Source organism: Alicycliphilus sp. T452, assembly GCF_054512775.1.
The window spans coordinates 100,788-126,744 of record NZ_JBTNEH010000001.1 but is presented as its reverse complement, the minus strand read 5'-3'; the positions used below and the strand labels follow the sequence as shown (position 1 = coordinate 126,744).

The following is a 25,957-nucleotide window of genomic DNA, read 5'->3' as shown; positions in this document are numbered from 1 at the left end:
GAACTTATGCCCACTTAATATTTGTAAAACATATGATTCCTGGCGAAGAATGCGTACTTTGCATAGACCGCCATGGAATTGCGCCAGCTCGAAGCCTTTGCCGCCGTGATGTCCACGGGCAGCGTCACCGCTGCCGGGTTGCTGCTCGGGCGTTCGCAGCCGGCCGTCAGCCGGCTGGTGCAGGAGCTGGAGGCCGAGATCGGCTACGAGCTCTTTGCGCGCAACGGGCCGCGCGTCACGCCCACAGAGCAGGGCTTTCTGCTGTACGAGGACGTGGAGCATGCGCTCACCGGGCTGCAGCAGATACGCCGCCGCGCCAAGGAGATCGAACAGGGGCTGCGCCGGCCGGTGCGCGTGGTGGCCACGACCGCCCTGGCCGCGGGGCTGGTGCCGCAGGCGCTGGCCCGCATCGAGGACGGCGGCGCCATGGGCGCCATACAGCTGCGCAGCGCGGCGCCCGAACGCGTGGTGCATGACGTGCTGTGCGGCGCCGCGCATCTGGGCGTGACCAGCCTGCCGCTGGAGCATCGGGGCCTGCAGGTGCACTGGATAGGCCAGGCCGCCTGCGTGGCGGTGCTGCCCGCATCCGATCCGCTGGCGCGACTGGAGCGGGTGCCGCTGGCGGCGCTGGCGCAGCGGCAGATCGTGACCATGACCAATCCCTACCGGCTGCGCCACCGGCTCGATGCCGAGTTCGCCGAGGCCGGCGGCGCGATGCCGCGGCTGATCGAGACCAATTCGTCGCTGAACGCGATGATGATGGTGCGGGCGGGCCTGGGCGTGGCCGTGCTGGAGCCGGTGACGGCCCATGGCGTGCCGCTCGCCGGCGTGGTCACCCGCGCGCTCGACACCGATATTCCCTTTCTGTTCGGCGTGGTCACGCGGCAGGCCGCGCCGGCCCGGCCTTCCATGGATGCGCTGATGGCGGCGCTGGCCGATGCGGCCGCGGCGCTGCTGCCCGGCTTCGTGCTGCACGATGCCGCCGCGCATGGCGCGCTGCTGCAGCAGGCGGCGCAAGACCTTGCCAGGCCAGGCGTTCCGGTGCCGGCCGCGCCCATGCAGACGGGGGGCGCGGCATGACCGGCTGGCTCCTGCGCCGCCTGGCCCAGGCCGCGGTGGTCGTCGTGCTGATGACCATCATCGTCTTCGCGGGCCTGCACGCCATCGGCAACCCGGTGGACATCCTGATCGGGCAGGACGTGGACCAGGTGGAGCGCGCGCGCATCATCGCCGAGCTGGGGCTGGACCAGCCGCTGTGGCGCCAGTACCTGGCGTTCGTGAACGGCGCGCTGCACGGCAACCTGGGCACGAGCTTCGTCTACAACGTGCCGGCCGTCACGCTGATACTGCAGCGCCTGCCGGCCACGCTGGAGCTGGCCATCGCCGCGCTGCTCATCGCGGTGGCCGTCGGCGTGCCGCTGGGGCTGTTCGCGGGGCTGTTCCCCGAGCATCCGTTGTCCAAGCTGCTGATGGCGGGCAGCATCGTCGGCTTCTCGCTGCCCACGTTCTGGGTGGGGCTGATGCTGATCATGGCCTTCAGCGTGGGCCTGGGCTGGCTGCCGGCCAGCGGCCGCGGCGAGACGGTGCAGCTGCTGGGCGCGCAGTGGTCGTGGCCCACGCTGGACGGCCTGCGGCACCTGCTGCTGCCTGCCATCAACCTGTCGCTGTTCAAGACCTCGCTGGTGATGCGGCTCACGCGCGCCAACGTGCGCGAGGTGATGCCGATGGAGTTCGTCAAGTTCGCGCGCGCCAAGGGCCTGTCGCCGATGCGCGTGGTGCTGGTGCACGTGCTGCGCAACACGCTGATCCCGCTGGTGACGGTGCTGGGGCTGGAGCTGGGCTCGACCATCGCGTTCGCCGTGGTCACCGAGAGCATCTTCGCCTGGCCCGGCGCGGGCAAGCTGATCCTGGACAGCATCAACGCACTGGACAGGCCCGTCATCGTCGCCTACCTCGTCGTGGTGGTGTGCCTGTTCGTCACGCTGAACCTGATCGTGGACATCCTGTACAAGGTGCTGGATCCGCGCGTGCGGCTGGAGGGCGCGGCATGAAGACGGTGGCCCTGAAGCACGAATCGCCCTGGCGGCGCAACGCCGGCGAGTTCTTCGCGTCGAAAACCGCGGTGCTGGGCCTGGGCGTCGCGGTGCTGCTGATCGCGGCGGCGCTGCTGGCGCCGTGGATCACGCCGCAGAACCCCTACGACCTGAACCAGCTCGACGTGATGGACGCGCGCCTGGCGCCGGGCGCGCTCAACGGCGAGGGCACGTTCCACTACTGGCTGGGCGCGGACGGACAGGGGCGCGACCTGTACTCGGGCATCCTGTACGGCCTGCGCATCAGCCTGCTGGTGGGCGTGGGCTCGGCGCTGATCGCTGGCGTGCTCGGCACGCTGCTGGGCCTCCTGGCCGCGTATGCGGGCGGCAAGACCGACGCGCTCATCATGCGCGTGGTCGATCTGCTGCTGTCCTTCCCCTCGATCCTTGTGGCGATGATGATCCTGGCCTACCTGGGCAAGGGCGTGGGCAACGTGGTGCTGACGCTGGTGCTGCTCGAATGGGCCTACTACGCGCGCACCGCGCGCGGCCAGGCGCTGGTGGAGCGCCGGCGCGAGTACGTGGAGGCGGCGCGCTGCCTCGACATCCCGGGCTGGCGCATCATGCTGCGCCACATCCTGCCCAACTGCCTGCCGCCGCTGATCGTGATCGGCACGCTGCAGATCGCGCGCGCGATCACGCTGGAGGCGACGCTGAGCTTCCTGGGCCTGGGCGTGCCGGTGACCGAGCCCTCGCTGGGCCTGCTGATCGCCAACGGCTACCAGTACATGCTCTCGGGCGAGTACTGGATCAGCTTCTACCCCGGCATCGCGCTGCTCGTCACCATCGTGGCCATCAACCTGGTGGGCGACCGGCTGCGCGACGTGCTGAACCCGAGGACGCGCCGGCAATGACGACCGTCCCCACGCTGCAGGTGCGCAACCTGCAAACCCATTTCCACACCCGCGCCGGCGTGCTGCGCGCGGTGGACGGCGTGTCGTTCACGCTGGCGCGCGGCCGCATCCTCGGGCTGGTGGGCGAGTCCGGCTCGGGCAAGTCGGTCACGGGCTTTTCCATCATGGGGCTGGTCGATCCGCCGGGCCGCGTGGTGGGCGGCGAGGTGCTGTTCCAGGGGCGCGACCTGACGAAGCTGCCGCCGCGCGAGATGCGCGCGCTGCAGGGCAGCCGCATCGCGATGATCTTCCAGGACCCGATGATGACGCTCAACCCCGTGCTGCGCGTCGACACGCAGATGATCGAGGCGGTGCGCGCGCACGAGCGGGTGAGCCACGCGGCCGCGCGCGAGCGCGCCCGCGACACGCTGGGCCTGATGGGCATCCCCAGCCCCGACGAGCGGCTGCTGGCCTACCCGCACCAGCTCTCGGGCGGCATGCGCCAGCGCGTGGCCATTGCCATCGCCATGCTGCACCGGCCCGACCTGATCATTGCCGACGAGCCCACGACGGCGCTGGACGTGACCATCCAGGCGCAGATCCTGTCCGAGGTGCAGAAGCTCGCGCGCCAGCAGGGCACGGCGCTGATCTGGATCACGCACGACCTGTCGGTGGTCGCGGGCCTGGCCGACGAGGTGGCGGTGATGTACGCCGGCCGCATCGTCGAGCACGGCCCGGTGGACGCGGTGCTCGACGCGCCGCTGCACCCCTACACGGCGGGGCTGATCGGCAGCCTGCCGAGCAACAACCGCCGGGGCCAGCGCCTCAGGCAGATTCCGGGCATGACGCCCAACCTGCTGGACCTGCCCGCGGGCTGCGCCTTCGCCGCGCGCTGCCCGCGCGCGGGCGAGGCCTGCGCGCAGCAGCCCGGCCTGACGGAGCCCAGGCCGCAGCGCCTGGTGCGCTGCTTCTACCCGATGGAGGCCGCATGACCGAGACACCCGCAGCCATCGAGCTGCGCCAGGTCAGCAAGCGCTTTGGCGAACGCAAGCCCGGCCTGCTGGACAGGCTGGGTCTGGCCAGGCCGCCCGCGGTGACGCGCGCCGTCGACCGCGTCGACCTGCGCGTGGCCGAAGGCGAGGTCGTGGGCCTGGTGGGCGAGTCGGGCTGCGGCAAATCCACGCTGGGGCGCCTGGCCGCGGGGCTGCTCGCGCCGTCGGACGGCGAGGTGCTGGTCGGCGGCCGGCGCATGGCCGACATGGACGCGCGCCAGCGCCACGCGGCGCGCATGCGCGTGCAGATGATCTTCCAGGACCCGTACGCCAGCCTGAACCCGCGCATGCGGGTCGACGAGATCGTCGGCGAGGCGGCGCGCATCCACGGCCTGGTCGATGCGGCCGGCTTCGACGACTACGTGTGCGCGCAGATGCGCCGCGCCGGGCTCGACCCGGCCTTGCGCCACCGCTACCCGCACCAGTTCAGCGGCGGCCAGCGCCAGCGCATCGGCATTGCGCGCGCGCTGGCGGTGCAGCCGCAGGTGCTGGTCTGCGACGAGGCGGTGGCGGCGCTGGACGTGTCGATCCAGGCGCAGATCCTGAACCTGTTCATGGACCTGCGCCAGGAGCTGGGCCTGACCTACCTGTTCATCAGCCACGACCTGGGCGTGGTCGAACACCTGTCCGACCGCGTGGTGGTGATGTACCTGGGCCGCGTGATCGAGACCGCGCCGGTGGAGGAACTGTTCGGCCGCCCCAACCACCCCTACACCCAGGCGCTGCTGGCCGAGGTACCCAAGATGGGCGCGCGCCACAAGGCCTACAGCGCCATCCAGGGCGAGATACCGAGCCCGCTGCACCCGCCGCCGGGCTGCCACTTTCACCCGCGCTGCCCGCATGCCATGCCGCGCTGCAAGGTGGAGGCGCCGCAGCTCAAGGGCATCGCCATCCGCCATCTCAGCGCGTGCCATTTGAACGATGGCTCCTGAAAAAGTGAGCTGCTACGGCATGTCAACAAAGGATTTCAGGCAGTTTTTATATTGAAAGTATTGCATGGCAAGCGCCAGCAGCTATGTTTTTTGATTTGACCGCATTCTGACCAGGAGATCGCCATGAAACGCTTGATTCTTTCCACCCTGACCGCCTCGCTGCTCGCCGCCGGCGCGGCCGCCCACGCGCAGACGCTGAGCATCGGCTTCGCCGACCCGCTGTCGTCGCTGGACCCGCAGCTCAACAACCACGCGGGCGACCGCTCGGTGGACCTGCATTTCTGGGACCTGCTGGTGGAGAACAAGGCCAACCGGCTGCAGCCCGGCCTGGCCGAGAGCTGGAAGAACCTGGACCCCAGGACCTGGGAGTTCAAGCTGCGCAAGGACGTCAAGTGGCACGACGGCAAGCCCTTCACCGCCGATGACGTGATCTTTTCGTACCAGCGCGCGCGCAACGTGCCGGGCAGCGTGGCCACCTTCGCCGGCTACCTGCGCACGGTGGAGTCGGTCACCGCCAAGGACCCGCACACCCTCGTCATCAAGACCAACATCCCCAACCCCGACCTGCCGCTGAACCTGGCCTCGGTGCACATCGTCAGCAAGCATGTGGGCGAGAAGGCCGCGACGGACGACTACAACGCCGGCAGGGCCGTGGTCGGCACCGGGCCGTACAAGTTCGTCTCGTACACGCCGGGCGACCGCGTGGTGATGACGCGCAACGACGCCTACTGGGATGGCAAGCCGTATTGGGAGAAGGTGAACTACCGCTACATCAACAACGCCGCCGCGCGCACCGCCGCGCTGCTGGCGGGCGACGTGGACGTGATCGACAAGGTGTCGGTGTCCGACCTCGCCAGGCTCAAGCAGTCATCCAACATCACCGTATTCCCGTACGACGGCCTGCGCGTGATGCTGCTGCAACCCAGCTTCAACCCGGCGCAGAGCCCCTACCTCACCGACAACGCCGGCAACCCCTTGCCGAAGAACCCGCTGCTGGACCAGCGCGTGCGCCAGGCGCTGAGCATCGCCATCAACCGCAAGGCCATCACCGACCGCATCCTGCAGGACACCGCCACCGAGGCCAACCAGTGGATGCCCAAAGGCACCTACGGCTACAACCCCGAGATCAAGAACATCGCCTTCGACGCCGCCCAGGCCAAGAAGCTGCTGGCCGACGCCGGCTTCCCCGAAGGCTTCAAGCTGACCATGCACGTGCCCAACGACCGCTACCCGCAGGGCCCCGAGACCGCGCAGGCCGTGGCGCAGTTCTGGACGCGCATCGGCGTCAAGACCCAGGTGGAGGTGGTGCCGTGGTCGGTGTACTCCGGCCGGGCCAACAAGAACGAATACGCGATGAGCATGCTGGCCTGGGGCAACGGCACCGGCGAGGCCAGCTACGCGCTGGTGAACGTGCTCGCCACGGTGGACAAGGCCAAGGGCCTGGGCGCATCGAACTGGGGCCACTACAGCAACCCGGCGGTGGACAAGGCGCTGGCCGAATCGACGGCCGAGTTCGACACGGCCAGGCGCGAGGCCATCCTGCGCGCATCGGCCAAGGTGGTGTCGGACGACGCGGGCATCATCCCGCTGTTCCACTACCGCAACGTATGGGCCGCGAAGAAGGGCCTGAAGGTGACCCCGATGACCAGCGACCGCACCGCCGCGATGATGGTCACCAGGGACGGCAAGTAATGGCCGCGCCTATCCTCTGCGTCACCCCGGCGGATGCGCTGATCGACGTGCCGCGCAGCATCCGCGTGGAGCGCCTGGCGCCGGGGCAGCCCGTGACGGTTGCCGCCAGCACGCGGCGCAGCGGCGTGCAATGGCGCAGCGAAGCCAGCTTCGAGGCCGGCGCCGACGGCGTGGTGGACACGGCGCGCGACGCACCCGTGTCCGGCAGCTATTCGGGCGCGAGCGGCATGGGCCTCGTCTGGTCGCAGGCGCCGGTGGGCTCGAAGAGCCGCGAGCTCTTCAACCAGCCGGTGGCCGAGCCGCTGGTGACCGAGATCACCGCCAGCGCGGGCGGTGCGCAGGCCAGGGCCACGCTGGTGCAGCGCCTGGCCGCCGACGGCGTGACCCGCCGCGAGCTGCGCGAGGACGGCCTGGTCGGCACGCTGTACCTGCCGCCGGGGCCGGGCCCGCATCCGGCGGTGATGGTCCTGAACGGCTCGGGCGGCGGCATCAACGAGCCGCGCGCGGCGCTGTATGCGTCGCGGGGCTTCGCGGCGCTGGCGCTCGCGTACTTCAAGGCGCCGGGCCTGTCCGACTACATCTCGAACACGCCGCTGGAATATTTCCAGAAGGGCCTGCAATGGATCCGCCGCGAGGTGCGGCCGCTGCACGACTTCGTCGCGGTGAGCGGCCAGTCGCGCGGCGGCGAGCTGGTGCTGCTGCTGGGCGCGACCTTCGCAAGGCAGGTCTCCGCCGTGGTCGCCTATGTGCCCAGCGCCTTCGTGCACAGCGGCCAGAACGCCTGCGACCCGAAGATCGGCCGCGAGGGTCCGACCTGGCTGCTGAACGGCAAGCCGCTCGCGCACCTGTGGGAGAACAACCGCACCGCCAGCTGGGCCCCGTTCGACGAAGGCCCCGAGCCGCACCGCCATGAGCGCGCGATCCGCACGGCGCTGCAGGACCCCGGGGCGCTGGCGCGTGCGCGCATTCCGGTGGAGGCGATCGAGGGCCCCGTCATGCTGCTCTCGGGCACGGACGATGGCTCCTGGCCCTCCAGCGTCTTCTCGCGCATGGTGCGCGACAAGCTCGCCGAAGTGCGGCACCCGCACGACGTGCAATGGCTCGATTTCGAGAATGCCGGGCACGCGATTCTTTTTCCCTGCGTGCCGACCACACAGCTCGTCTATGCGCACCCGGTCTCGGGCAAGGTCAGTACCGGCGGCGGCAACCCGGCGGACAACGCCCGGGCCGACGAGCAATCGTGGGCCGGCGTACTGCAGTTCCTGCGCGATGCCGTGGCTGCGCGGGCGGCCTCGCAGCCGTCGTAATCCGGTCAGCCGGGTTCGGCATGGCGCTCGAAGCATTCCTCCAGCCGGTGCTGCCATGCGCGCTTGTCGGCCGCCGGGGCAAAGCTGGCCTCGAAGCTGTTGCCGGCAAGCTGCCAGGCGTCGCGCGCCGTGAGCGCGGGCAGCGCGGCGAAGGTCTGGGCAAAGTTGTCGTTGACGTAGCCGCCGAAATAGGCCGGGTCGTCGGAGTTCACCGTCGCCACGAGCCCGGCATCGAGCAGCTGCTTGAGGTTGTGCCGGGACAGGTCGGGAAACACGCACAGCTTCTGGTTGGACAGCGGGCACACGGTGAGCGGCACGCGCTCCCGGGCCAGCCGGCGCATGAGCGCCGGGTCGTGCACGGCCTGCACGCCGTGGTCTATGCGCTCGGCCTTGAGCACGTCGAGCGCGCCCCAGATGTAGGCCGGCGGCCCCTCCTCGCCCGCATGGGCGACCACGTGCAGGCCCAGTTCGCGGCAGCGCGCGAACACGCGCGCGAACTTCTCGGGCGGATGGCCCAGCTCGCTGCTGTCCAGGCCCACGCCGATGACGCGGTCCAGGAACGGCATGGCCTGCTCCAGCGTGGCAAAGGCGTCGTCCTCGCTCAGGTGGCGCAGGAAGCTCAGGATCAGCGATGCCGAGATACCCAGCTCGGCACGCGCATCGGTGCAGGCGCGGTGCAGGCCGTTGATCACCGTCTCCATCGCCACGCCGCGCGCGGTGTGCGTCTGCGGGTCGAAGAAGATCTCCGCGTGCACTACGTTGTCCATAGCCGCCCGGGCAAGGTAGGCGCGGGCCATGTCGTAGAAATCCTGCTCGTGCAGCAGCACGCTGGCGCCCGCGTAGTAGATGTCCAGGAAGCTCTGCAGGTCGGTGAAGGCGTAGGCACGGCGCAGTTCCTCCACGCTGGCATAGGGCAGCGCGACGCCGTTGCGCCGGGCCAGGGCGAAGATCATTTCGGGTTCGAGCGAACCTTCGATGTGGATGTGCAGCTCGGCCTTGGGGCTAGCGGCCAGCAGGCCGGGCAGGCGTTCGGGGGGAATGGGGGGCAGCTTGACCATCAGCGGACTCCGAAGGTGATGCCGCCGGCCAGACGACGGCGGCGGCAGCAGGTCGATGATGCCTTGACGGCGGCGAGGCGCAACACCCTATGAGTGTCAGGCCATCACGTAGAGCTTGCGCACCGTCTCGCGGATTTCCCACACACCGCGCGTGTCGGGCGGAAAGAACAGCGTGTCGCCCGCGCGGAACTCCACCGGCGCGGCGCCCTCGGCCTCGGGCATGAAGCGCCCTGCCCCCGCGAGGATGTGCATCACCTCGCCCGAGGCCACCTGCCGCTGGAAGCGCCCCGGCGTGCATTCCCACAGCCCCATGTCGCTATCGGGCCGGCCGTCCATGCGCACCTCCAGCCCTCGCAGGGCGCAGGCGGGCGTGCTCAACGGCACCGTGACCGGCCCCCAGTCCTGCAGCTGCGGCGTGGTGGCGCTCTGCGCGATGACCTGGATTCCCATGGCGTGACTCCTTCGACGGGGATGAAAGCGCGGCGCGGTCAGAGCGCGCGCACCGAATTGCTCAGCGACCGCGCGCAGGCCAGCAGCGCGGGGCCCAGGCGCCGCTCTGCTTCCTCGGGCGTCCATCGGCTCGTGGGGGCCACGATGTGCACGGCTGCCACCGGACGGCCGTGGCTGCCGATCACGGGCGCGCCCAGCGTCATGTCGCCCAGGAACAGTTCCTCGCGATTCACGGCAAAGCCGCGCTGGCGCGCCTGGTTCAGCTCGGCCAGGATGGCGGCCTCGTCGGTGATGGTGTGGCGGGTATGGGCCACGCGCTCGCTCGCACGCAGCAGCTCCAGCGCCTCGCCGTCCGGCAATGCGCTGAGCCAGGCACGGCCCGAGGCCGTGCAGTACATGGGGATGCGGCTGCCGATGGGCATGTGCACCGGCACGAACTGCGCGCTGATGAATCGCGCCACGTAGACCATCTCCAGCCCGTCGGCCTCGGTGAGGCAGCTGGTCTCGGTCGTCGCGTTGGTGAGCTCCGAGAGATAGGGGTTGGCCAGGTCGATGACCGGATTGGCCGCGAGGTAGTTGTAGCCGATGCGCATCACGCGCGGCGTGAGCTGGTAGCGCCGCGTCTGCGGGTGCTTGCGCACGAAGCCGAGCTGCTCAAGCGTGAACACCATGCGCTGCGCCGAGCTCTTGCTGATGCCCGCCGCCGACGCCACGTCGGCCAGCGTCATGCTGCGCCGCTGCGCACTGAAGGAGCAGAGCACCGCCAGCCCCTTTTCCAGCGACTGGTTGAACAGGGGGTTCGTCTCTTCATCGGGCAGCGCAGGCGTATTCATGGGCCGGAGTATAGCTTTTGCACATTCAAATATCGAATATCGATTCAATTGAATCTTTTAGTGGTTTTCATCTATTCATTAAAGATTTATTTGAATTGATCATTGCCGCTTTCTTGCAGCACCTTGCCCCACGGAAACGCACCGAGACCCATCCCCGGCGCCCCGGAAGGCCTTCCCCCCTTGGTCGTCACAGGAGTCAACACCATGCACCGCTTCATCCGCCGCCTTCATCGCATCGCCCTGGGCTTCTGTGCCGCCGGCGCCGTCACGCTCGCCGCGGCGCAAGGCGCCGCGCCCGCCACCTACAACGTGGGCGCCACGGCCACGGGTATTCCGTTCACCTTCCTGGACGTGAAGACCAACAGCATCCAGGGCATGATGGTGGACACCATCCAGGCCGCGGCCAAGGCAGGCGGTTTCCAGGTGAGCGTGCAGCAGACCGTGTTCTCGGCGCTGATTCCCTCGCTCACGTCGAACAAGATCGACATCGTTTCGGCCGCCATGCTCAAGACGCCGGCGCGCCAGCAGGTGGTGGATTTCAGCGACCCCGTCTATTCCTACGGCGAGGGCCTGATCGTCAAGGCCGACGATGCCAAGGCCTACGCCACGCTCGACGACCTCAAGGGCGAGATCGTCGGCGCCCAGGTGGGCACGGTGTTCCTCGACATGCTGCAGAAGAAGGGCATCTTCAAGGAGGTGCGCAGCTACGACTCGGTGGCCGACATGACGCGCGACCTCGCGCTCGGCCGCATCAAGGCGGGCCTGGGCGACCAGCCCATCATCGCCTACCAGATCCGCCAGAATACCTTCCAGGGCGTGAAGCTGGCCGAGGGCTACAAGCCCTCGAACGTGGGCGACGTGTGCCTCGTGGTGCGCAAGGGCGACACGGCCACGCTCGAACGCCTGAACAAGGCCATCGCCGCGATCAAGACCGACGGCACGCTCGCGCAGATCGTCAAGAAATGGGGCATCTGAGCCCCGCCACCGTCCCGTAACACGCCATGCAAGCCTTCCTGCAGCATGCGCGCGAGTTCCTGCCCATCCTGCTGCAGGGAGCGGTGGTCACGGCGCAGGTCACCGTGCTGTCGTTCCTGCTGTCCAGCATGATCGGGCTGGTGCTCGCGCTCGGCAAGCTCTCGCCCGCGCGCGCCATCTCGGTGTGCGCATCCACCGTCATCAACGTGATCCGCGGGCTGCCCATCATCGTGCAGCTTTTCTACATCTACTTCGTGCTGCCCGACATCGGGATCCAGCTCACGGCCTTCCAGGCCGGCGTGATCGGGCTGGGCATCGCCTACTCGGCCTACCAGGCCGAGAACTTCCGCGCCGGCATCGAGGCCGTGGACCCCGGCCAGCGCGAAGCCGCGCTCGCCATGGGCATGCGCCCCGCGCTGCTCATGCGCCGCGTGATCCTGCCGCAGGCCTTCCGCATCGCGCTGCCGCCCTATGGCAACACGCTGGTGATGATGCTCAAGGACTCGTCGCTGGTCTCCACCATCACCGTGGCCGAGATGACGCGCGCGGGCCAGCTCATCGCCTCGTCCACCTTCCAGAACATGACCGTGTACACCCTGGTCGCCCTGCTCTACCTTGCCATGAGCCTGCCGCTGGTCTGGGGCCTGCGGCGGCTGGAGCGCCGCTTCGGTACGGGGAGGAAGACGCCATGATCGAGATTGACCGCCTCGAAAAAGCCTATGGCGAGCACCGCGTGCTGCAGGGCGTGAGCCTGCGCGTGGAGCGCGGCGAGGTCGTGTGCCTCATCGGCCCCTCGGGCTCGGGCAAGTCCACGGTGCTGCGCTGCATCAACGGCCTGGAGTCGTACCAGGGCGGCGAGGTGCGCGCCTTCGGCGAGCGCGTGGACAACCGCGCGTCTTCCATCCACAGGCTGCGCAGCCGCATGGGCATGGTGTTCCAGCGCTTCAATCTGTTTCCGCACCGCACGGTGATCGAGAACGTCATGGAAGGCCCCGTGTACGTGAAGGGCGAGGCGCCCGCCAAGGCTCGCGCCGAGGCGCTGGAGCTGCTGCGCAAGGTGGGCCTGGCCGACAAGGCCCAGGCCTGGCCCGCACAGCTCTCGGGCGGCCAGCAGCAGCGCGTGGCCATCGCGCGGGCGCTCGCCATGAAGCCCGAGGCCATGCTGTTCGACGAACCCACCTCGGCGCTCGACCCCGAGCTCGTGGGCGACGTGCTCGAAGTCATGCGCCAGCTCGCCGACGAAGGCATGACCATGATCGTGGTGACGCACGAAATGGGCTTCGCGCGCGAAGTGGCCGACCGCGTGTGCTTCCTGCACAGCGGCAGCATCGTTGAGGAAGGGCCCGCCGCGCAGGTGCTCGGCGCGCCGCGCCATGCGCGCACGCAGGACTTTCTGCGCCGCGTGCTGCATGCACCGGCGGGAGGTGCGGCATGAACACCCGCTCCATCGCATCGCACCCCGCGGCTCCATCGCTGTGGGCCGCCACGGCGCCCGCGGCGCCAGACACCCCCGCGCTCGGCGCATCGGTTTCCACCGACGTGCTCGTCGTCGGCGCGGGCTATACGGGACTGTCCACCGCGCTGCACCTGGCAGAGAGCGGCGCCCGCGTGTGCGTGCTCGACGCGCACGCGCCCGGCTGGGGCGCCTCGGGGCGCAACGGCGGGCAGGTCAACCCCACGCTCAAGTACGACCCCGACGACCTGGTGCGCCTCTACGGCGCCGAGCGCGCCGAGCCGCTGATCGACGCCGTATCCCGCTCGGCAGACCTGGTGTACGGCCTCATCGCGCGCCACGCCATCGACTGCGCCCCGGTGCGCGCGGGCTGGCTGCAGGTGGGCTACACGCAGCATGCCGTCGACGGCATGCATGCGCGCGCGCGCCAGTGGGAGCGACGCGGCGTGCGCGTGGAGATGCTCGACCGTGCCGCCGTGGCCGCGCGCATCGGCACGCCGGCCTTCGCGGGCGGCTGGCTCGACGGCCGCGCGGGCGGCGTCCAGCCGCTGGCCTATGCGCGCGGCCTCGCCCGCGCGGCCCAGGGCCTGGGCGTGCAGGTGCACGGCGGTTCGCCCGTGGTGGCGCTGGAGCGCCAGGGCACGCACTGGATCGCCACCACGGCGCAGGGCTACCGCATGCAGGCGCAGCAGGTGGTGCTGGGCACCAACGGCTATACCGACGGCCTGTGGCCCGGGCTGGCACGCACCGTGCTCGCGGCCAACAGCTTCATCGTGGCCACGCGCCCGCTCGGTCCGGCGGGCGACGGCATCCTGCCCGGCGGCGAGACGGGCTCGACCTCGCAGCGGCTGCTTCTGTACTTCCGCAAGGACGCACAGGGCCGGCTGCTCATGGGCGGGCGCGGCCATTTCGCCGACCCGCAGGGCCCGCAGGACTTTTCGCACCTTGAACGCGCGGTCGCGCTGATGTTCCCGCAACTCGGCCCCTTGCAGTACGAATACCGCTGGGCTGGCCGCATCGCCGTCACGCGCGACTTCATGCCCCACCTGCACCAGCCCGCGCCGGGTATCACCATGGCGCTGGGCTACAACGGCCGCGGCATCGCCATGGCCACGAGCCTGGGCAGGCACGCAGCGGCGCTGGTAGCCGGCGGCAGCGCAGCGGCCTGCCCGTTCCCGGTCACGCCCGTGCAACCCATTCCCCTGCATGGGCTGCAGCGCTTCTACATCGCGGCCGGCGTGGCCTGGTACAGCCTGCTGGATCGGCTGGGCGCATGAAAATGCCCCCACGCTCCGCCGCTGCGCGAGTCACGGCCCCCCGAAAGGGCAATGCCGGCCAACTGGCACAGTTCAGGCACGGGCATGAGCAGCACACCCTTGCCCTTGGACCAGTTGCCGGCGGCGCCATCTCAATCGTCCGATGCTCATTCCCCGCTGCCAGCCCCGTTCCCATGACACGCGGCCGCTGCGCAGCGCCGCCAGCAGGTTGCGGGCAAGGATCACGCGCTGGTCACGCTCGTCTGGCACCCTTCGCAGATGACACCATCCATGGCGTATGCCATGATTTCCCGCAAATGGACGCGGGAACGGCCTTGCCGCTTCTGCGGGTTGACGACCCCGACTTCTGAAAATTCGATCTGATGAGCGGACCCAAGAAGCACCGTGGCCTGGCGCAACGGGTAGAAGAACCCACGGCATCGAAGCTACGGCTCATTGCAAAAGCCTTGCTCGAATTGCGCGTGGATGGCCGGGCATCCCGCCTGTATCTCAATGAGATCGCCGATGCGATAAATAACGGCATGCTGCTCGCGGCGATCGAGCTTTCCACGACGCTTCTTGAAATCTGGGTCCGTGATCTTTTGGTGATTCGCAAGCTGACGCAGAGGAAATGCAAGACGAGGGCCCAACTCCACCTGGCTCTCAACCAGATCGACCGGGAGACAGAGGGGTTGACCCGCGGTGAAATGTTCCCATCCATGTGCCAACAGCTCGCCGACCTTGAAGTGATTGACTCCAAGGAGCTTCAGTGGCTCGAAGCGACATATAAAAAAGTCCGCACTCCCTTTCACCATGGGGTGAGTGGGCGGATCGTTGATCCCGAGGGAGAAGCCAACGAAATGGTCGGCCGGGCACAAGAAAGCGCAGGAGGCGCAGAAATACTGCTCGCCATGATTTTTGGACGGGCACCACACAGACGGGCAGATTCACTGGAAGCAGAGATCTATTCGATTGCCCCGGTCCTTCTTGCGGAGGTCACGAATTTTCTTGCTGCCCATCCCATTCCGAGAATGGGGCCCGCCCGATCGCGTCCGAGCCGTTCCACGAGCCGATAGTTTTCGGCGGACCCAGTGCCTCCGGTGAATATTTACCTTGAAACGAAACGGCCCGGCGATGAAAAAAGGGCCGCCCATGCGGGCGGCCCTTTCGGCGCAGGAAGCCCTGCGGCCTACTTCTTCTCGCCCCCCGGCACCTGTCCCTCCACGCCCTTGACGTAGAAGTTGATGCCCGTGAGGAACTTGTCGTCGGCCACGGCGTCCTTTTCCAGCACGGTCTTGCCGGTGTTGTCCACGATGGGGCCCTTCCAGATCGCGAAGCTGCCATTCTTCAGGCCGTTCTTGACCTCATCGACCTTGGCCTTGATCTCGGCGGGCACGTCCTCGGCGATGGAGACGAGGTCGATCGCGCCCTCCTTCACGCCCCACCAGCTCTGGCCCGTGGCCCAGGTGCCGTCGAGCACGTCCTTGGTGGCCTTGATGTAGTACGGCGCCCAGTTGATCACGGCGGATGCCAGGTGGGCCTTGGGGCCGTAGGCGGTCATGTCGCTGTCCCAGCCGAAGGCGCGCTTGCCCTTCTCCTGCGCGGTCTTGAGCACGGCGGGCGAGTCGGTGTTCTGGAATAGCACGTCGGCGCCGCCGTTGATCAGGCTGGTGGCGGCCTCGGTCTCCTTCGGGGGGCTGAACCATTCGTTGACCCAGACCACCTTGGTCTTGATCTTGGGATTCACGCTTTGCGCGCCCAGGGTGAAGCTGTTCAGGTTGCGCAGCACCTCGGGAATGGGCACCGACCCCACCACGCCCAGCGTGCCGGTCTTGGTCATGGCGCCGGCGATGATGCCCGCAAGGTAGGCGCCCTCGTAGGTGCGGCTGTCGTAGGTGCGCACGTTGGCGCTGGTCTTGTAGCCCGTGGCGTGCTCGAACTTCACGTCGGGGAATTCGGCGCCCAGCTTCTGCATCACGTCCATGTAGCCGAAGGTGGTGCCGAAGATCAGCTTGTCGCCCTGCGTGATCATGTCGCGCAGCACGCGCTCGGCGTCCGGGCCCTCGGGCACGCTCTCCACGAAGCTGGTCTGGATGCGGTCGCCGAACTCGGCCTGCAGCTTCTTGCGCGCCTGGTCGTGGGCGTACGACCAGCCGCCGTCGCCCACTGGGCCGACATAGGCGAAGCCAACCCTCAAAGGCACGGGTTTTTCCGCTGGCGCCGCAGCCGGCGCGGCCGCGGGCGCGGCGGGTGCCGCCTCTTCCTTCTTGCCGCAGCCCGCCAGGGCCGTGGCGGCAACGGCCGACAGGGCGGCCAGCTTGAACAGGGAACGCTTGCGCAGGTCAGTCATGTCTTTCTTTCAACGAGGTGAGGAAAAAAGCAGAGGGGAAAAATCAGCCGCCAGGGTAAAAGGGCTTGCCCAGCGAGGCCGGCATATTGGCACGTATCCAGGCCGGATTGCGCGAGATGAGCGCCAGCACCACGATGGTGGCCAGGTACGGCAGCATGGACAGCAGCTGGCTGGCCACCTGCACCCCCGTGGCCTGCAGGTGGAACTGCAGCATGGTCACGCCGCCGAACAGGTAGGCGCCCAGCAGCACGCGCGCGGGCCGCCAGGTGGCGAAGGTGGTCAGCGCCAGCGCGATCCAGCCGCGCCCGGCCACCATGCCCTCCACCCACAGCGGCGTGTAGACGGTAGAGATGTAGGCCCCGGCCAGCCCGCACAGCGCGCCGCCGGCCATCACTGCGCCCAGGCGTATGCGGCGCACCGGGTAGCCCAGCGCATGGGCCGAATCGGGCGACTCGCCCACCGAGCGCAGCACCAGGCCGGCGCGCGTGCGGTACAGGAACCACACCATCAGCGCCACCAGCACCATGGTCAGGTAGACCAGCGGGTGGTGCCTGAACAGCGCCTGCCCCACCACGGGCAGGTCGCCCAGCAGGGGCCACGAGAACTTGGGCGTGTCGGGCAGCCTGGCCTGCACGTAGCCGATGCCCACGAAGGCCGAGAAGCCCACGCCGAACAGCGACAGCGCCAGCCCCGTGGCGTACTGGTTGGTGTTGAACCAGATCACCAGCACGCCGAACAGCGCCGCCAGCACCGCACCCGCGGCCATGCCGGCGAGCAGGCCCAGCGCGAAGCTGCCCGTGTGGACCACGGTCGCAAAGGCGGCGATGGCGGCGCACAGCATCATGCCCTCGGCCCCCAGGTTGACGATGCCCGCCTTCTCGTTGATCAGGAGGCCCAGCGCGGCAATGGCCAGCACGGTGCCGGCGCTCAGCGTGCTGCCCAGCAGCAATGCGTACGATTCCATCAGCGCCCTCCCTGCGCAGACACCCAGCGCACGCGGTAGGCAATCAGCGTGTCGCAGGCCAGCAGCGTGAACAGCAGCAGGCCCTGGAACACCCCCGTGAGCGATTTCGGCAAACCCAGGCGCGACTGCGCGAGCTCGCCGCCGATGTAGAACATGCTCATGAGCAGCGCCGAGAACACCATGCCAACCGGGTGCAGGCGCCCCACGAAGGCCACGATGATGGCCGCGAAGCCGTAGCCCGCCGGCACGTAGGGCGTGAGCTGGCCTATGGGCCCCGCCACCTCCAGCGCACCGGCCAGGCCCGCCGTGGCGCCGGAGATCAGCAGCGCCGCCCACAACGCGCGGCGCGACGAAAAGCCCGCGTAGCGCGCCGCGGCCGGCGCCAGCCCGCCCACCTGCAGCGCAAAGCCCGCGCGCGTGCGAAACAGGAACACCCACAGCAGCGCGCTGCCCGCGAGCGCCAGCGGCAGGCCTATGGTCACGCGCGAGCCCGCGAACAGCTTGGGCATCTGCGTGACGCGCTCGAACATGCGCGTCTGCGGGAAGTTGTAGCCCATGGGGTCCTTCCAGGGCCCGTACACCAGGTAGCCCAGCAGCAGCGTGGCCACGTAGACCAGCATCAGGCTGACCAGGATCTCGTTGGCGTTGAAGCGGTCGCGCAGCAGCGCCGTGATGCCCGCCCACGCCATGCCGCCGAGCACGCCGGCCACCAGGATGGCCGGCACGATCCACGGCCCCGTGGTCTTGTCGGCCAGCAGGGCGATGCCGCCGGCGGCCACGGCGCCGATCACGAACTGCCCCTCGGCCCCGATGTTCCAGACATTCGAGCGGAAGCACACGGCCAGCCCCAGGGCGACGAGCAGCAGCGGCGTGGCCTTCAGGGCCAGTTCGCCCAGGGCGTAGGCGGATTTGACGGGCTCCCAGAAGAACACCTGCAGGCCGCGCACCGGGTCCTTGCCCAGGGCCGCGAACAGCGCCACGCCGATGAGCACCGTGATCGCCAGCGCCAGCAGCGGCGAACCATAGGACCACAGGCGCGAGGCCTGGGGCCGCGCCTCAAGCTTGAGCATGGCCGACCTCCCCCGCGCCCAGGTGGGCCTGCACCTCGGCGTGCCACAGCCCGCTCATCCATTCGCCGATGCGCGCCACCGTCGCCTCGGCGCGCGGCACGCTGGGCGACAGCCGCCCCTTGGCCAGCACATGCAGCCGGTCACAGATCTCGAACAATTCGTCCAGCTCCTCGCTCAGCACCAGCACCGCGCAGCCCTGGTCACGCAGCCGCAATATCTCGCCGCGGATCTGCGCGGCCGCGCCCACGTCCACGCCCCAGGTGGGCTGCGCGACGATGAGCAGCTTCGGGCCGGCGTCGATCTCGCGGCCCACGATGAATTTCTGCAGGTTGCCGCCCGACAGCGACCGGGCCGCCGCGTCGGGCCCGCCCGCCTTGACCTGGAAGCGCGCGATGATGCCGCGCGCCTGCTCCCGCAGCCGCCCCATGCGCAGCCAGCCGCCCGCCCCCACGGCCTCGCTGCGCGTGAGCAGCAGGTTGTGCGCCAGGCCCATGGTGGGCACGGCGCCGCGGCCCAGGCGCTCCTCGGGCACGAAGTGCAGGCCCAGGGCGCGCCTGCGGCGCGGGCCCAGGCGCCCGGCGTTCCTGCCCGACAGCTGCACCATGGCGGCCTCGGCACGCCGGTCCTCGCCCGACAGGGCCTGGAGCAGTTCCTTCTGCCCGTTGCCCGAGATGCCGGCAATGCCCACCACCTCGCCGGCGCGCACGGCCAGCTCGACATCGATGAGCGCCACGCCGAACGGGTCGGCCACCGGCAGGCTCAGGGAGCAGGTGCGCAGCACCACCTCGCCCGGTATCTGCGCGCGGAGCGCGAGCCGCGGCGGCTCGGCGCCGATCATCATGCGCGACAGCGAGGCATTGGACTCCTGCGACGGGTCGCACACCCCCGTGACCTTGCCGCCGCGCATCACCGTGCAGGCAGTGCACAGCGCGCGGATCTCGTGCAGCTTGTGGCTGATGTAGAGGATGCTGCAGCCCTCGCCGGCCAGCTTGCGCAGCACCACGAAGAGCTTGTCCACCGCCTGCGGCGTGAGCACCGAGGTGGGCTCGTCCAGGATCAGCAGCCTGGGCGCGGTGAGCAGCGCGCGGATGATCTCCACGCGCTGCATCTCGCCCACGCTCAAGGTGTGCACGGGGCGCAGCGGGTCGACGTCGAGCCCGTACTCGGAGGCCGTGGCGCTGATGCGCCGCGCCACCTCGGCCAGCGGCACGCTCTTATCCTGGCCCAGCCAGACGTTCTCGGCCACGGTGAGCGTGTCGAACAGGCTGAAATGCTGGAACACCATGGCGATGCCGAGCTGGCGCGCCTCCTGCGGATTGCGCACCTGCACGGGCCGGCCGTCGAACAGCACCTGCCCGGCATCGGGCTTGACGGCGCCGTAGATGATCTTCATCAGCGTGGACTTGCCGGCGCCGTTCTCGCCCAGCACCGCATGCACCTCGCCGGGCCGCACCGTGAGCGACACGCCATCGTTGGCCACCACGGCCGGGTATCTCTTGGTGATGCCCGTCAACTGCAGCCGCGGCGGCTCGCCCGCGGCAGGGGCGGCGGGGGCAGAGTGGGGGGTGGGATTCATGGCGCGATTGTCTCCTAGTTTTTTGCTGCGCTTTATTGAATCAAAACCGGATGTGGCGCCGACCCGATGCGCGCCAGCAGCTAGCCTTTTGGTAGCGACGCGATCCTGGGCCGGCGCGCCCCGCCCGCCGCCGCCGTCACGCCAGCGCGCGCACTTCGCCCAGGTGGATGCGGTTGCGCCCCGCGCGCTTGGCCTCGTAGCAGGCCATGTCGGCCGCATGGAGCACGGCCGACACCTCGCGCAGCCCCGGCACCAGGGGCACCAGGCCTATGCTCAGGCCCAGCGTGAAGCTGCGCCCCTGGAAGGCGGGCTCCCAGGCCTGCACGGCGGCGCGCAGCCGCTCGGCCACGGCCTGGCCGCGCGCCAGGGTGGCGCCGGGCAGGAGCACTGCGAATTCGTCCCCCCCCAGGCGCGCCGCCCAGCCGGTCTGGCGCACCTCGGATTCGAGCAGGCGCGCCAGGTGGCGCAGCACGGCGTCGCCCACGTCGCGGCCGGCCACGTCATTGACCACCGTGAAATGGTCCAGGTCCAGGAACAGCAGCACGCCGCCGCCATCGTCGGGTGGCGGTTGCGGCCCGCGCTGCGCGCGCTCGGCCAGCAGCACCTGCAGGCGCCGCTTGAATTCGGTGCGGTCGAGCAGCTGGGTGAGCGGGTCGTGCGTGCGCTCCCAGGCCTGCTGCAGCCGCGCCTCGCGCTCGGCGGTGCAATCCTCCAGCGTCCACACCTGGCCGCGCGCGGGATCGCCGGGCTGCACCTGCTGGCCCTGCGCGCGCACCCACAGCGTGCCGCCGTCCTGGCGCAGCAGGGGCAATTCGCCGTCGAAGACGCCATGCGCGGCGAACTCCGCATGCACCTGCTGCACCACGTCCACGCCCCCCTCCTGCGGAGCCAGCAGCGCGAGCAGGTTGTAGCCCTGCAGCTGCTCAGGCGTGTAACCCAGCAGGCGGCAGGCCTGCAGGCTCACGGCCTCCACATGCTCGGCGCGCGTGAGCGCGATGCCCAGCGGCACATGCTCGAGCACCGCCTGCAGCTGGCGTTCCACCGTCTGCGCGCCGCGCCAGCCCAGGCGCCTGCTCTCCAGCAGCCGGGTGCACACGCGCACCACGTCGTCCACTTCGCCCGACGAACGCGGCCAGGGCCCGTCTGCGCCGGCCTCGCCCGCGCCTTCTTCCCGGTCTTCGGCCTCCAGCGTCGCCCTGGCGCGCAGGCGCAGCAGGGCCAGCGGCCGCGCCAGCCAGACCATGGCCAGCACGGCCAGCACGCAGACCGCCCCCGTGGCCTCCGCGGCCAGCCACCAAGCGCGGCGCTGCGCGCCGTGCAGCGGCTCCAGCATGGTCTGCGCATCGCTCACGCGGGCCACGAGCCACTGGGGCATGGGCACGGCGGCCAGGCTCACCACATGGGTCCCGTGCAGCTGCGTCATGGCGCCTGCGGCCATCGGCTGGTCGGCGCTGCGCCATTGCGCGTAGACCTCGCCCAGGCCGGGCTCGTCGCTTACCTGGCCCAGCACGCGCTCCAGGGTGGGGTGCGAGAGGATCACTCCATCGCGCGTGAGCACGATGAGCCGCGACTCGCTGCGCTCGGGCAGCGCCAGCGAGTGCGGCAGCAGCCCCTGGGACTGCAGCCGCAGCACGCCGGCCACGGCACCCATCACCCGCCCCTCGCCGCGCAGCAGCGGCATGGTGAACATCACGCGGGCGTCGGCCGCGGTGCTGCCGATCAGGCCCGAGACCAGGGGCTTGCCGTTGAGCAGCGTGCGCACCAGATAGTCGCGCTCGACCGGATCGAGGTCGGAGGCCTTGGCGAGCTTGCCATAGCGCAGGTTGACCCTCAGGTCGCCATCCTTGCGCGCCACCTGCATGGCATCGAAGAAGCGCACGGCCGGCAGGCCCTGCTGCAGCAGCCATTCCAGCGACGCGGGCGAGTCCAGCATCTCGGGCGAGATGCTGTCGGCCACCGTGGAGAGCACCTTCTGGCTCTGCTCGATCTTGCTGGCCAGCAGGCGCGCCACCAACTCCACCTCGTCGTTTTGCTGGCTCACCAGGCGGTCCATGGAATCCTGGCCGATGGCGTGCGACACCCACCAGGCGGCCAGGGCACCGGACAGCACGATGGCAGCGGCCGCCACCAGCAGCAGCTTGCGCACCAGCGGCCCGGGGAACCACGGCGGCGCGCCCGCATCCTCGGGCTCGTGCTCCCACAATGCGGAGGCATGCTCGGGCTGGGTCATGGGTGCTCCGCGGTCGAAGCACCCTGGGCGAAGAAATCGGGCATGGCGCGTGGCATCACTACTGGCTCTTGGAAGCCCGGTGAAGCACCGGGGTCCGGACCAATATAAGCAGCGCCCTCATACCCCGGCTTGGGTGGAACCCTGGGAGCCGTGGAGGAAAAACCCTGAAGCGTGTCCTGAAAACGACGAGATAGAAACAGGCGGATGCAGATTCGCCTGTTTTGTTGGAAACAGGCGAATCCGTTTACGAATTGCGCGCAAAAGGCGGCGAGCTATCTAGAACCCGGCCACCATTTGCAGCGCGCGCGGCTGCGGCAGGCTCAGCACGTTGCCCGTGCCGGCGATGAGGCCATGCTCGCGCAGGTGGCGCAGCACGCGCGAGAGCGTTTCGGGCGCGATGCCGAGCTGGGCGGCGATGAGGCGCTTGCGCTGGTGCAGGGTCACGCGCAGCCCGCCGTCCTCGCTGTTGTGCGCATGGCGCAGCAGCCATTGGGCGCAGCGCGCCTCGGCGTCCTGCGCGAGGCGGCTCACGGCCAGCTCGGTCTGCTGGCAGTAGCCGATGGCCATGTCGCGCACCAGCACCTGGGCCGCCTGCGGCAGGTCATCGAAGCTGCGCTTGAAATCCTCCACCGGCATGCGGCGAAGCTGCACGCGCGTATCGGCCACCATGTCCACGGCGCAGGGCTGATCCAGCAGGGCCGTTGCGGCATCGAGCCAGAACGGCCCCTCCACCACTCCCAGCTGGTGGCGCATCACGCCGTCCTCGCGCACGCCCAGCAGCACACGGCCGTTGTCCAGGTACAGCACGGATGCCGGTTGTTGGTGGCGCTCGCGCAGCACCTCGCCCGCGGCGGCCACCTCGATCTGTGCGGACTGGTCGGAGGAAGGAGTCGGGAACATGGCACGACTGTGCCGTGCGCGCACAGTCTATGCTTTGAGGGAAATCAAATCTGCGCCACTACCTCATCTGTGGTGGTTTGCGCAACAACCGCTGTCTGGATGACGCAAAAAAATCCGGCAAAACCCTTTGCCGCCTATGCGCACCGCGCAAATTTCCGGATGATGATAGGTGTGTGCAAATATTGCATACAAACCACATGCCCAATGCCGGTCTTCGTCGGCTGCACCAAAGGACTACACATGCCCAAGAAACTCATTGCCCTGGCCGCGGCAGCGCTGTGCTGCGCCGGCGCCTACGCCCAAAGCTCCGTCCAGGTCACCGGCCTGGCCGATGCGTACGCCGGCTCCATGAAGATGGCCGGCGATGCCGACCGCAAATCCGTCGTCAACAGCGGCGGCATGACCACCTCGTGGTTCGGCTTCAGGGGTACGGAAGACCTGGGCGGCGGGCTCAAGGCCAACTTCCAGCTCACCTCGTTCATCCAGGTGGACAACGGCACGCAGGGGCGCTTTCCGGGCGACACCTTCTTCTCGCGCGACGCCAACGTGAGCCTGTCGGGCAGCTTCGGCTCCGTGCTGCTGGGCCGCTGGATGGCGCCCAACTTCCTGCCCTCGGTGGTCGGCAACCCGCTGGGCGACTCGTTCACGTTCTCGCCGCTGATCCTGCACATGGACGTGCCGCTGTTCAACGCCTCGGGCTGGAAGGCCACGGTGCCCTCCGACACGGGCTGGAGCAACCAGATCGCCTACAGCACGCCCGACATCGGCGGCTTCAAGGCGAACCTGCAGTACCAGTTCGGCGAGCAGGCGGGCGACAACGGCAAGAAGAACGTCGGCGCCAACTTCTTCTACTCCGGCGGCCCGCTGACGCTGACCGGCTTCTACGAGCGCGCCCAGATCGGCAACCCCGGCCAGGGCACCTACCTGGGCACCACCAAGAAGGACTGGATGCTGGCCGCCGCCTACGACTTCAAGATGGTCAAGCCCTACCTGAGCTACGGACAGGCCAAGGCCGACAACAACCCCGACAAGGCCAAGACCCTGCAGGTGGGCGCATCGGCCCCCCTGGCCGGCGGCAGCCTGCTGGCGTCCTGGGCCAGGACCGAGCTGTCGTTCACCGACCTCGACCGCAAGACCTTCACGCTGGGCTACGACTACTACCTGTCCAAGCGCACGGACGTGTACGCCATGTACATGAACGACAAGATCACGAACCAGTCCACGGGCAACAGCTTCGGCGTGGGCATACGCCACCGCTTCTGAAGCGTCTTGCGCTCCTCCCGCACAGGGCACGCGGCCGGGCGCCGCGTGCCCTTCGTTTTGCCTGCCGTATGCTGCGCCATCCCATCGACCGAGAGAAAAGGAGCCCCGCCGTGCCCATGTTCGTCGACACCTCGCCGCCCGGCCAGTGCATCTTCTGCCGCCTGGTGGCCGGCGAGATCCCCAGCGCCAAGGTGTATGAGGACGCGCTCACCATTGCCTTCATGGACATAGGCCAGGTCACGCCGGGCCATGTGCTCGTGGCCACCCGGCGCCATGCGGCCACGCTGCTGGACACGACGCCCGAGGAAGCCGCCGCCGTGATGCAGACCGCGCGCCGCGTGGCGCTGGCCGTGCAGGCCGCCTTCGACCCGCCCGGGCTCACGCTGCTGCAGGCCAACGGCGTGCTGGGCGACCAGACCGTGGCGCACTTTCACATGCACGTGGTGCCGCGCCACGAGGCCGACGGCATCGCCCTCACCTGGCCGCGCAAGGAGCCGCCGGCGGCCGTGCTCGCAGGCTACGCCGGGCGCCTGCGCGCGGCGCTGCAATCGGATTAGATCGGCGACACCACGCCGCGGCCCGCGAAGTGGCCCTCGGCGTTCGCCAGGAAGCGGTTCACGCTGGCCTGCACGGCCTCGGGCGACCAGCCGGCCACGTGCGGGGTGAGCAGCACGTTGTCCAGGTGGATCAGCTCCTGCGGCGGCGCGGGTTCGCTCTCGTACACGTCCAGCCCCGCGCCGGCGATGCGCCGATCGCGCAGCGCGGCGGCCAGGGCCTGCGTGTCCACCACGCTGCCGCGCGCGATGTTCACCAGGTAGCCCTGCGGGCCCAGGGCCTGCAGCACCGCGGCGTCCACGCGGTGGTGCGTGGCCGCGCCGCCGGGCGTGGCGCACACCAGCACGTCGCACCAGGCGGCCAGGGCGTGCAGGCTGTCGAAGTAGCGGTGCGGCGCGCCGGCGCGCGGGCTGCGGTTGTGGTAGCCGATCTCCATGTCGAAGCCCGCCGCGCGGCGCGCGATCTTGCGGCCGATGGTGCCCAGCCCGAAGATGCCCAGCCGCTTGCCCGACACATTGGGCGGCAGGCCGATCGCGTCGCGCCACACGCCCGCGCGGCACTGCCGGTCCAGCACGCGCATGCCGCGCACGATGGCGATCAGCAGGCCGAAGGCGTGGTCGGCCACGCAATCGTCGTTGGTGCCGGCGCCGTTGGCCAGTGCGATGCCGCGCGCGCGGGCCGCGTCCAGCGCCAGGTTCTCGTAGCCCGCGCCCAGGGCGCACACCAGCTCCAGCGCCGGCATGGCGCCGATCTCCTGCGCCGTGAGGCCGACGGAGCCGATGGTCAGCACGGCACGAAAGCGCGCGCCCTGCCCGGCGATGGCCTGGGCGCGCTGCGCGGGCGCAGGGGCGTAGCAGACGTCGAAGCGCCGGCCGATCTGGTCCAGGTGCTGCCGGGACATGCCGTTGAGCACGAGCAGGGGAATGGGGGCTGCGGAGGTCATGGTGTGCGGCACTCGAAATGGCGGAGGTGGACTATGTTTTTCATAGCTGCTCTCGCTTGCATGCAGGGCGGTACAGGGCATTTTCGTGCAAATTCGGCGTTCTTGCACCGCATGGCCCGGCTGGCCCCGGCGCGTGGATGGGAGCCTGGCGCCGCGCACCGCCGACTCTGCT

24 protein-coding genes are annotated in these 25,957 nt (G+C 69.3%); 14 read left to right on the top strand and 10 right to left on the bottom strand.

The features are described from left to right. Nucleotides 1–72 precede the first annotated feature (72 nt). From ACX12L_RS00560 to ACX12L_RS00530, 7 genes are all read left to right on the top strand, one after another. The gene (locus ACX12L_RS00560) at nucleotides 73–1,080 is read left to right on the top strand and encodes a LysR family transcriptional regulator (RefSeq protein ID WP_459260786.1); all 1,008 of its coding nucleotides are present in this window, start codon (nucleotides 73–75) and stop codon (nucleotides 1,078–1,080) included. Then, nucleotides 1,077–2,051: an ABC transporter permease gene (locus ACX12L_RS00555; RefSeq protein WP_013722776.1), complete on the top strand. Its 975-nt coding sequence runs from the start codon at nucleotides 1,077–1,079 to the stop codon at nucleotides 2,049–2,051. Before ACX12L_RS00560 ends, ACX12L_RS00555 begins: the two co-directional genes overlap by 4 nt. Beyond that, nucleotides 2,048–2,947, top strand: a complete 900-nt coding sequence (locus tag ACX12L_RS00550; protein ID WP_459260785.1) for an ABC transporter permease — start codon at nucleotides 2,048–2,050, stop codon at nucleotides 2,945–2,947. Before ACX12L_RS00555 ends, ACX12L_RS00550 begins: the two co-directional genes overlap by 4 nt. Next, complete coding sequence (locus ACX12L_RS00545; protein WP_459260783.1) at nucleotides 2,944–3,918, top strand: ABC transporter ATP-binding protein; 975 nt, start codon at nucleotides 2,944–2,946, stop codon at nucleotides 3,916–3,918. Before ACX12L_RS00550 ends, ACX12L_RS00545 begins: the two co-directional genes overlap by 4 nt. Continuing rightward, on the top strand, nucleotides 3,915–4,910 hold the full coding sequence (locus tag ACX12L_RS00540) for an ABC transporter ATP-binding protein (protein ID WP_459260781.1): 996 nt from the start codon (nucleotides 3,915–3,917) through the stop codon (nucleotides 4,908–4,910). Before ACX12L_RS00545 ends, ACX12L_RS00540 begins: the two co-directional genes overlap by 4 nt. Nucleotides 4,911–5,033: 123 nt before the next feature. Then, a complete protein-coding gene (locus ACX12L_RS00535) occupies nucleotides 5,034–6,602 on the top strand; it encodes an ABC transporter substrate-binding protein (protein WP_459260779.1) in 1,569 nt (522 codons plus the stop codon). Continuing rightward, entirely contained in the window at nucleotides 6,602–7,909 is a 1,308-nt protein-coding gene (locus ACX12L_RS00530; RefSeq protein WP_459260777.1) for an acyl-CoA thioesterase/bile acid-CoA:amino acid N-acyltransferase family protein, read from the top strand. Before ACX12L_RS00535 ends, ACX12L_RS00530 begins: the two co-directional genes overlap by 1 nt. A gap of 5 nt (nucleotides 7,910–7,914) precedes the next feature. On the opposite strand, the gene ACX12L_RS00525 is transcribed toward ACX12L_RS00530, so the two are convergent. From ACX12L_RS00525 to ACX12L_RS00515, 3 genes are all read right to left on the bottom strand, one after another. After that, a complete protein-coding gene (locus ACX12L_RS00525) occupies nucleotides 7,915–8,967 on the bottom strand; it encodes an adenosine deaminase (RefSeq protein ID WP_459260775.1) in 1,053 nt (350 codons plus the stop codon). A 96-nt stretch (nucleotides 8,968–9,063) separates the two neighbouring features. After that, entirely contained in the window at nucleotides 9,064–9,417 is a 354-nt protein-coding gene (locus ACX12L_RS00520; RefSeq protein WP_459260773.1) for a cupin domain-containing protein, read from the bottom strand. A 38-nt stretch (nucleotides 9,418–9,455) separates the two neighbouring features. Continuing rightward, nucleotides 9,456–10,250, bottom strand: a complete 795-nt coding sequence (locus ACX12L_RS00515) for an IclR family transcriptional regulator (RefSeq protein WP_459260771.1) — start codon at nucleotides 10,248–10,250, stop codon at nucleotides 9,456–9,458. Between the two features lie 204 nt (nucleotides 10,251–10,454). On the opposite strand from ACX12L_RS00515, the gene ACX12L_RS00510 reads away from it, so the two are divergent. The 5 genes from ACX12L_RS00510 (at nucleotide 10,455) to ACX12L_RS00490 (ending at nucleotide 15,010) form a co-directional block, all read left to right on the top strand. Next, on the top strand, nucleotides 10,455–11,225 hold the full coding sequence (locus tag ACX12L_RS00510) for an ABC transporter substrate-binding protein (protein WP_459260769.1): 771 nt from the start codon (nucleotides 10,455–10,457) through the stop codon (nucleotides 11,223–11,225). A 26-nt stretch (nucleotides 11,226–11,251) separates the two neighbouring features. Then, the gene (gene ehuD, locus ACX12L_RS00505; protein ID WP_459260767.1) at nucleotides 11,252–11,917 is read left to right on the top strand and encodes an ectoine/hydroxyectoine ABC transporter permease subunit EhuD; all 666 of its coding nucleotides are present in this window, start codon (nucleotides 11,252–11,254) and stop codon (nucleotides 11,915–11,917) included. Further along, a complete protein-coding gene (locus ACX12L_RS00500) occupies nucleotides 11,914–12,660 on the top strand; it encodes an amino acid ABC transporter ATP-binding protein (protein ID WP_459260765.1) in 747 nt (248 codons plus the stop codon). The genes ehuD and ACX12L_RS00500 overlap by 4 nt, the downstream gene beginning before the upstream one ends. Beyond that, nucleotides 12,657–13,955, top strand: coding sequence for an NAD(P)/FAD-dependent oxidoreductase (locus ACX12L_RS00495; RefSeq protein ID WP_459260763.1), 1,299 nt, complete (start codon nucleotides 12,657–12,659; stop codon nucleotides 13,953–13,955). The genes ACX12L_RS00500 and ACX12L_RS00495 overlap by 4 nt, the downstream gene beginning before the upstream one ends. 362 nt (nucleotides 13,956–14,317) lie before the next feature. Further along, a complete protein-coding gene (locus tag ACX12L_RS00490; protein ID WP_459260762.1) occupies nucleotides 14,318–15,010 on the top strand; it encodes a hypothetical protein in 693 nt (230 codons plus the stop codon). A 113-nt stretch (nucleotides 15,011–15,123) separates the two neighbouring features. Here the strand turns inward: ACX12L_RS00490 and ACX12L_RS00485 are convergent, their stop codons facing one another. The 6 genes from ACX12L_RS00485 to ACX12L_RS00460 all read right to left on the bottom strand — a co-directional run bounded on the left by ACX12L_RS00485 (nucleotide 15,124) and on the right by ACX12L_RS00460 (nucleotide 23,024). After that, the gene (locus ACX12L_RS00485; RefSeq protein WP_459260761.1) at nucleotides 15,124–16,284 is read right to left on the bottom strand and encodes a BMP family ABC transporter substrate-binding protein; all 1,161 of its coding nucleotides are present in this window, start codon (nucleotides 16,282–16,284) and stop codon (nucleotides 15,124–15,126) included. Between the two features lie 43 nt (nucleotides 16,285–16,327). Continuing rightward, complete coding sequence (locus tag ACX12L_RS00480) at nucleotides 16,328–17,248, bottom strand: ABC transporter permease (RefSeq protein WP_459260760.1); 921 nt, start codon at nucleotides 17,246–17,248, stop codon at nucleotides 16,328–16,330. Further along, the gene (locus ACX12L_RS00475; protein ID WP_459260759.1) at nucleotides 17,248–18,318 is read right to left on the bottom strand and encodes an ABC transporter permease; all 1,071 of its coding nucleotides are present in this window, start codon (nucleotides 18,316–18,318) and stop codon (nucleotides 17,248–17,250) included. Before ACX12L_RS00475 ends, ACX12L_RS00480 begins: the two co-directional genes overlap by 1 nt. Next, nucleotides 18,305–19,894, bottom strand: a complete 1,590-nt coding sequence (locus ACX12L_RS00470) for an ABC transporter ATP-binding protein (RefSeq protein WP_459260758.1) — start codon at nucleotides 19,892–19,894, stop codon at nucleotides 18,305–18,307. Before ACX12L_RS00470 ends, ACX12L_RS00475 begins: the two co-directional genes overlap by 14 nt. A 136-nt stretch (nucleotides 19,895–20,030) precedes the next feature. Continuing rightward, nucleotides 20,031–22,124 carry a sensor domain-containing diguanylate cyclase gene (locus tag ACX12L_RS00465; protein ID WP_459260757.1) on the bottom strand — a complete coding sequence of 698 codons (2,094 nt, stop codon included), beginning with the start codon at nucleotides 22,122–22,124 and terminating at the stop codon, nucleotides 20,031–20,033. 276 nt (nucleotides 22,125–22,400) lie between these two features. After that, on the bottom strand, nucleotides 22,401–23,024 hold the full coding sequence (locus ACX12L_RS00460; protein WP_459260756.1) for a Crp/Fnr family transcriptional regulator: 624 nt from the start codon (nucleotides 23,022–23,024) through the stop codon (nucleotides 22,401–22,403). A 240-nt stretch (nucleotides 23,025–23,264) separates the two neighbouring features. On the opposite strand from ACX12L_RS00460, the gene ACX12L_RS00455 reads away from it, so the two are divergent. Together ACX12L_RS00455 and ACX12L_RS00450 are read left to right on the top strand one after the other, a co-directional pair. Next, the gene (locus tag ACX12L_RS00455) at nucleotides 23,265–24,287 is read left to right on the top strand and encodes a porin (RefSeq protein WP_459260755.1); all 1,023 of its coding nucleotides are present in this window, start codon (nucleotides 23,265–23,267) and stop codon (nucleotides 24,285–24,287) included. Between the two features lie 110 nt (nucleotides 24,288–24,397). Continuing rightward, the gene (locus tag ACX12L_RS00450) at nucleotides 24,398–24,844 is read left to right on the top strand and encodes an HIT family protein (protein WP_459260754.1); all 447 of its coding nucleotides are present in this window, start codon (nucleotides 24,398–24,400) and stop codon (nucleotides 24,842–24,844) included. Here ACX12L_RS00450 and ACX12L_RS00445 read toward each other — a convergent pair. Beyond that, nucleotides 24,841–25,785, bottom strand: a complete 945-nt coding sequence (locus tag ACX12L_RS00445) for a 2-hydroxyacid dehydrogenase (protein WP_459260753.1) — start codon at nucleotides 25,783–25,785, stop codon at nucleotides 24,841–24,843. The genes ACX12L_RS00450 and ACX12L_RS00445 overlap by 4 nt on opposite strands. Between the last annotated feature and the right edge of the window lie 172 nt (nucleotides 25,786–25,957).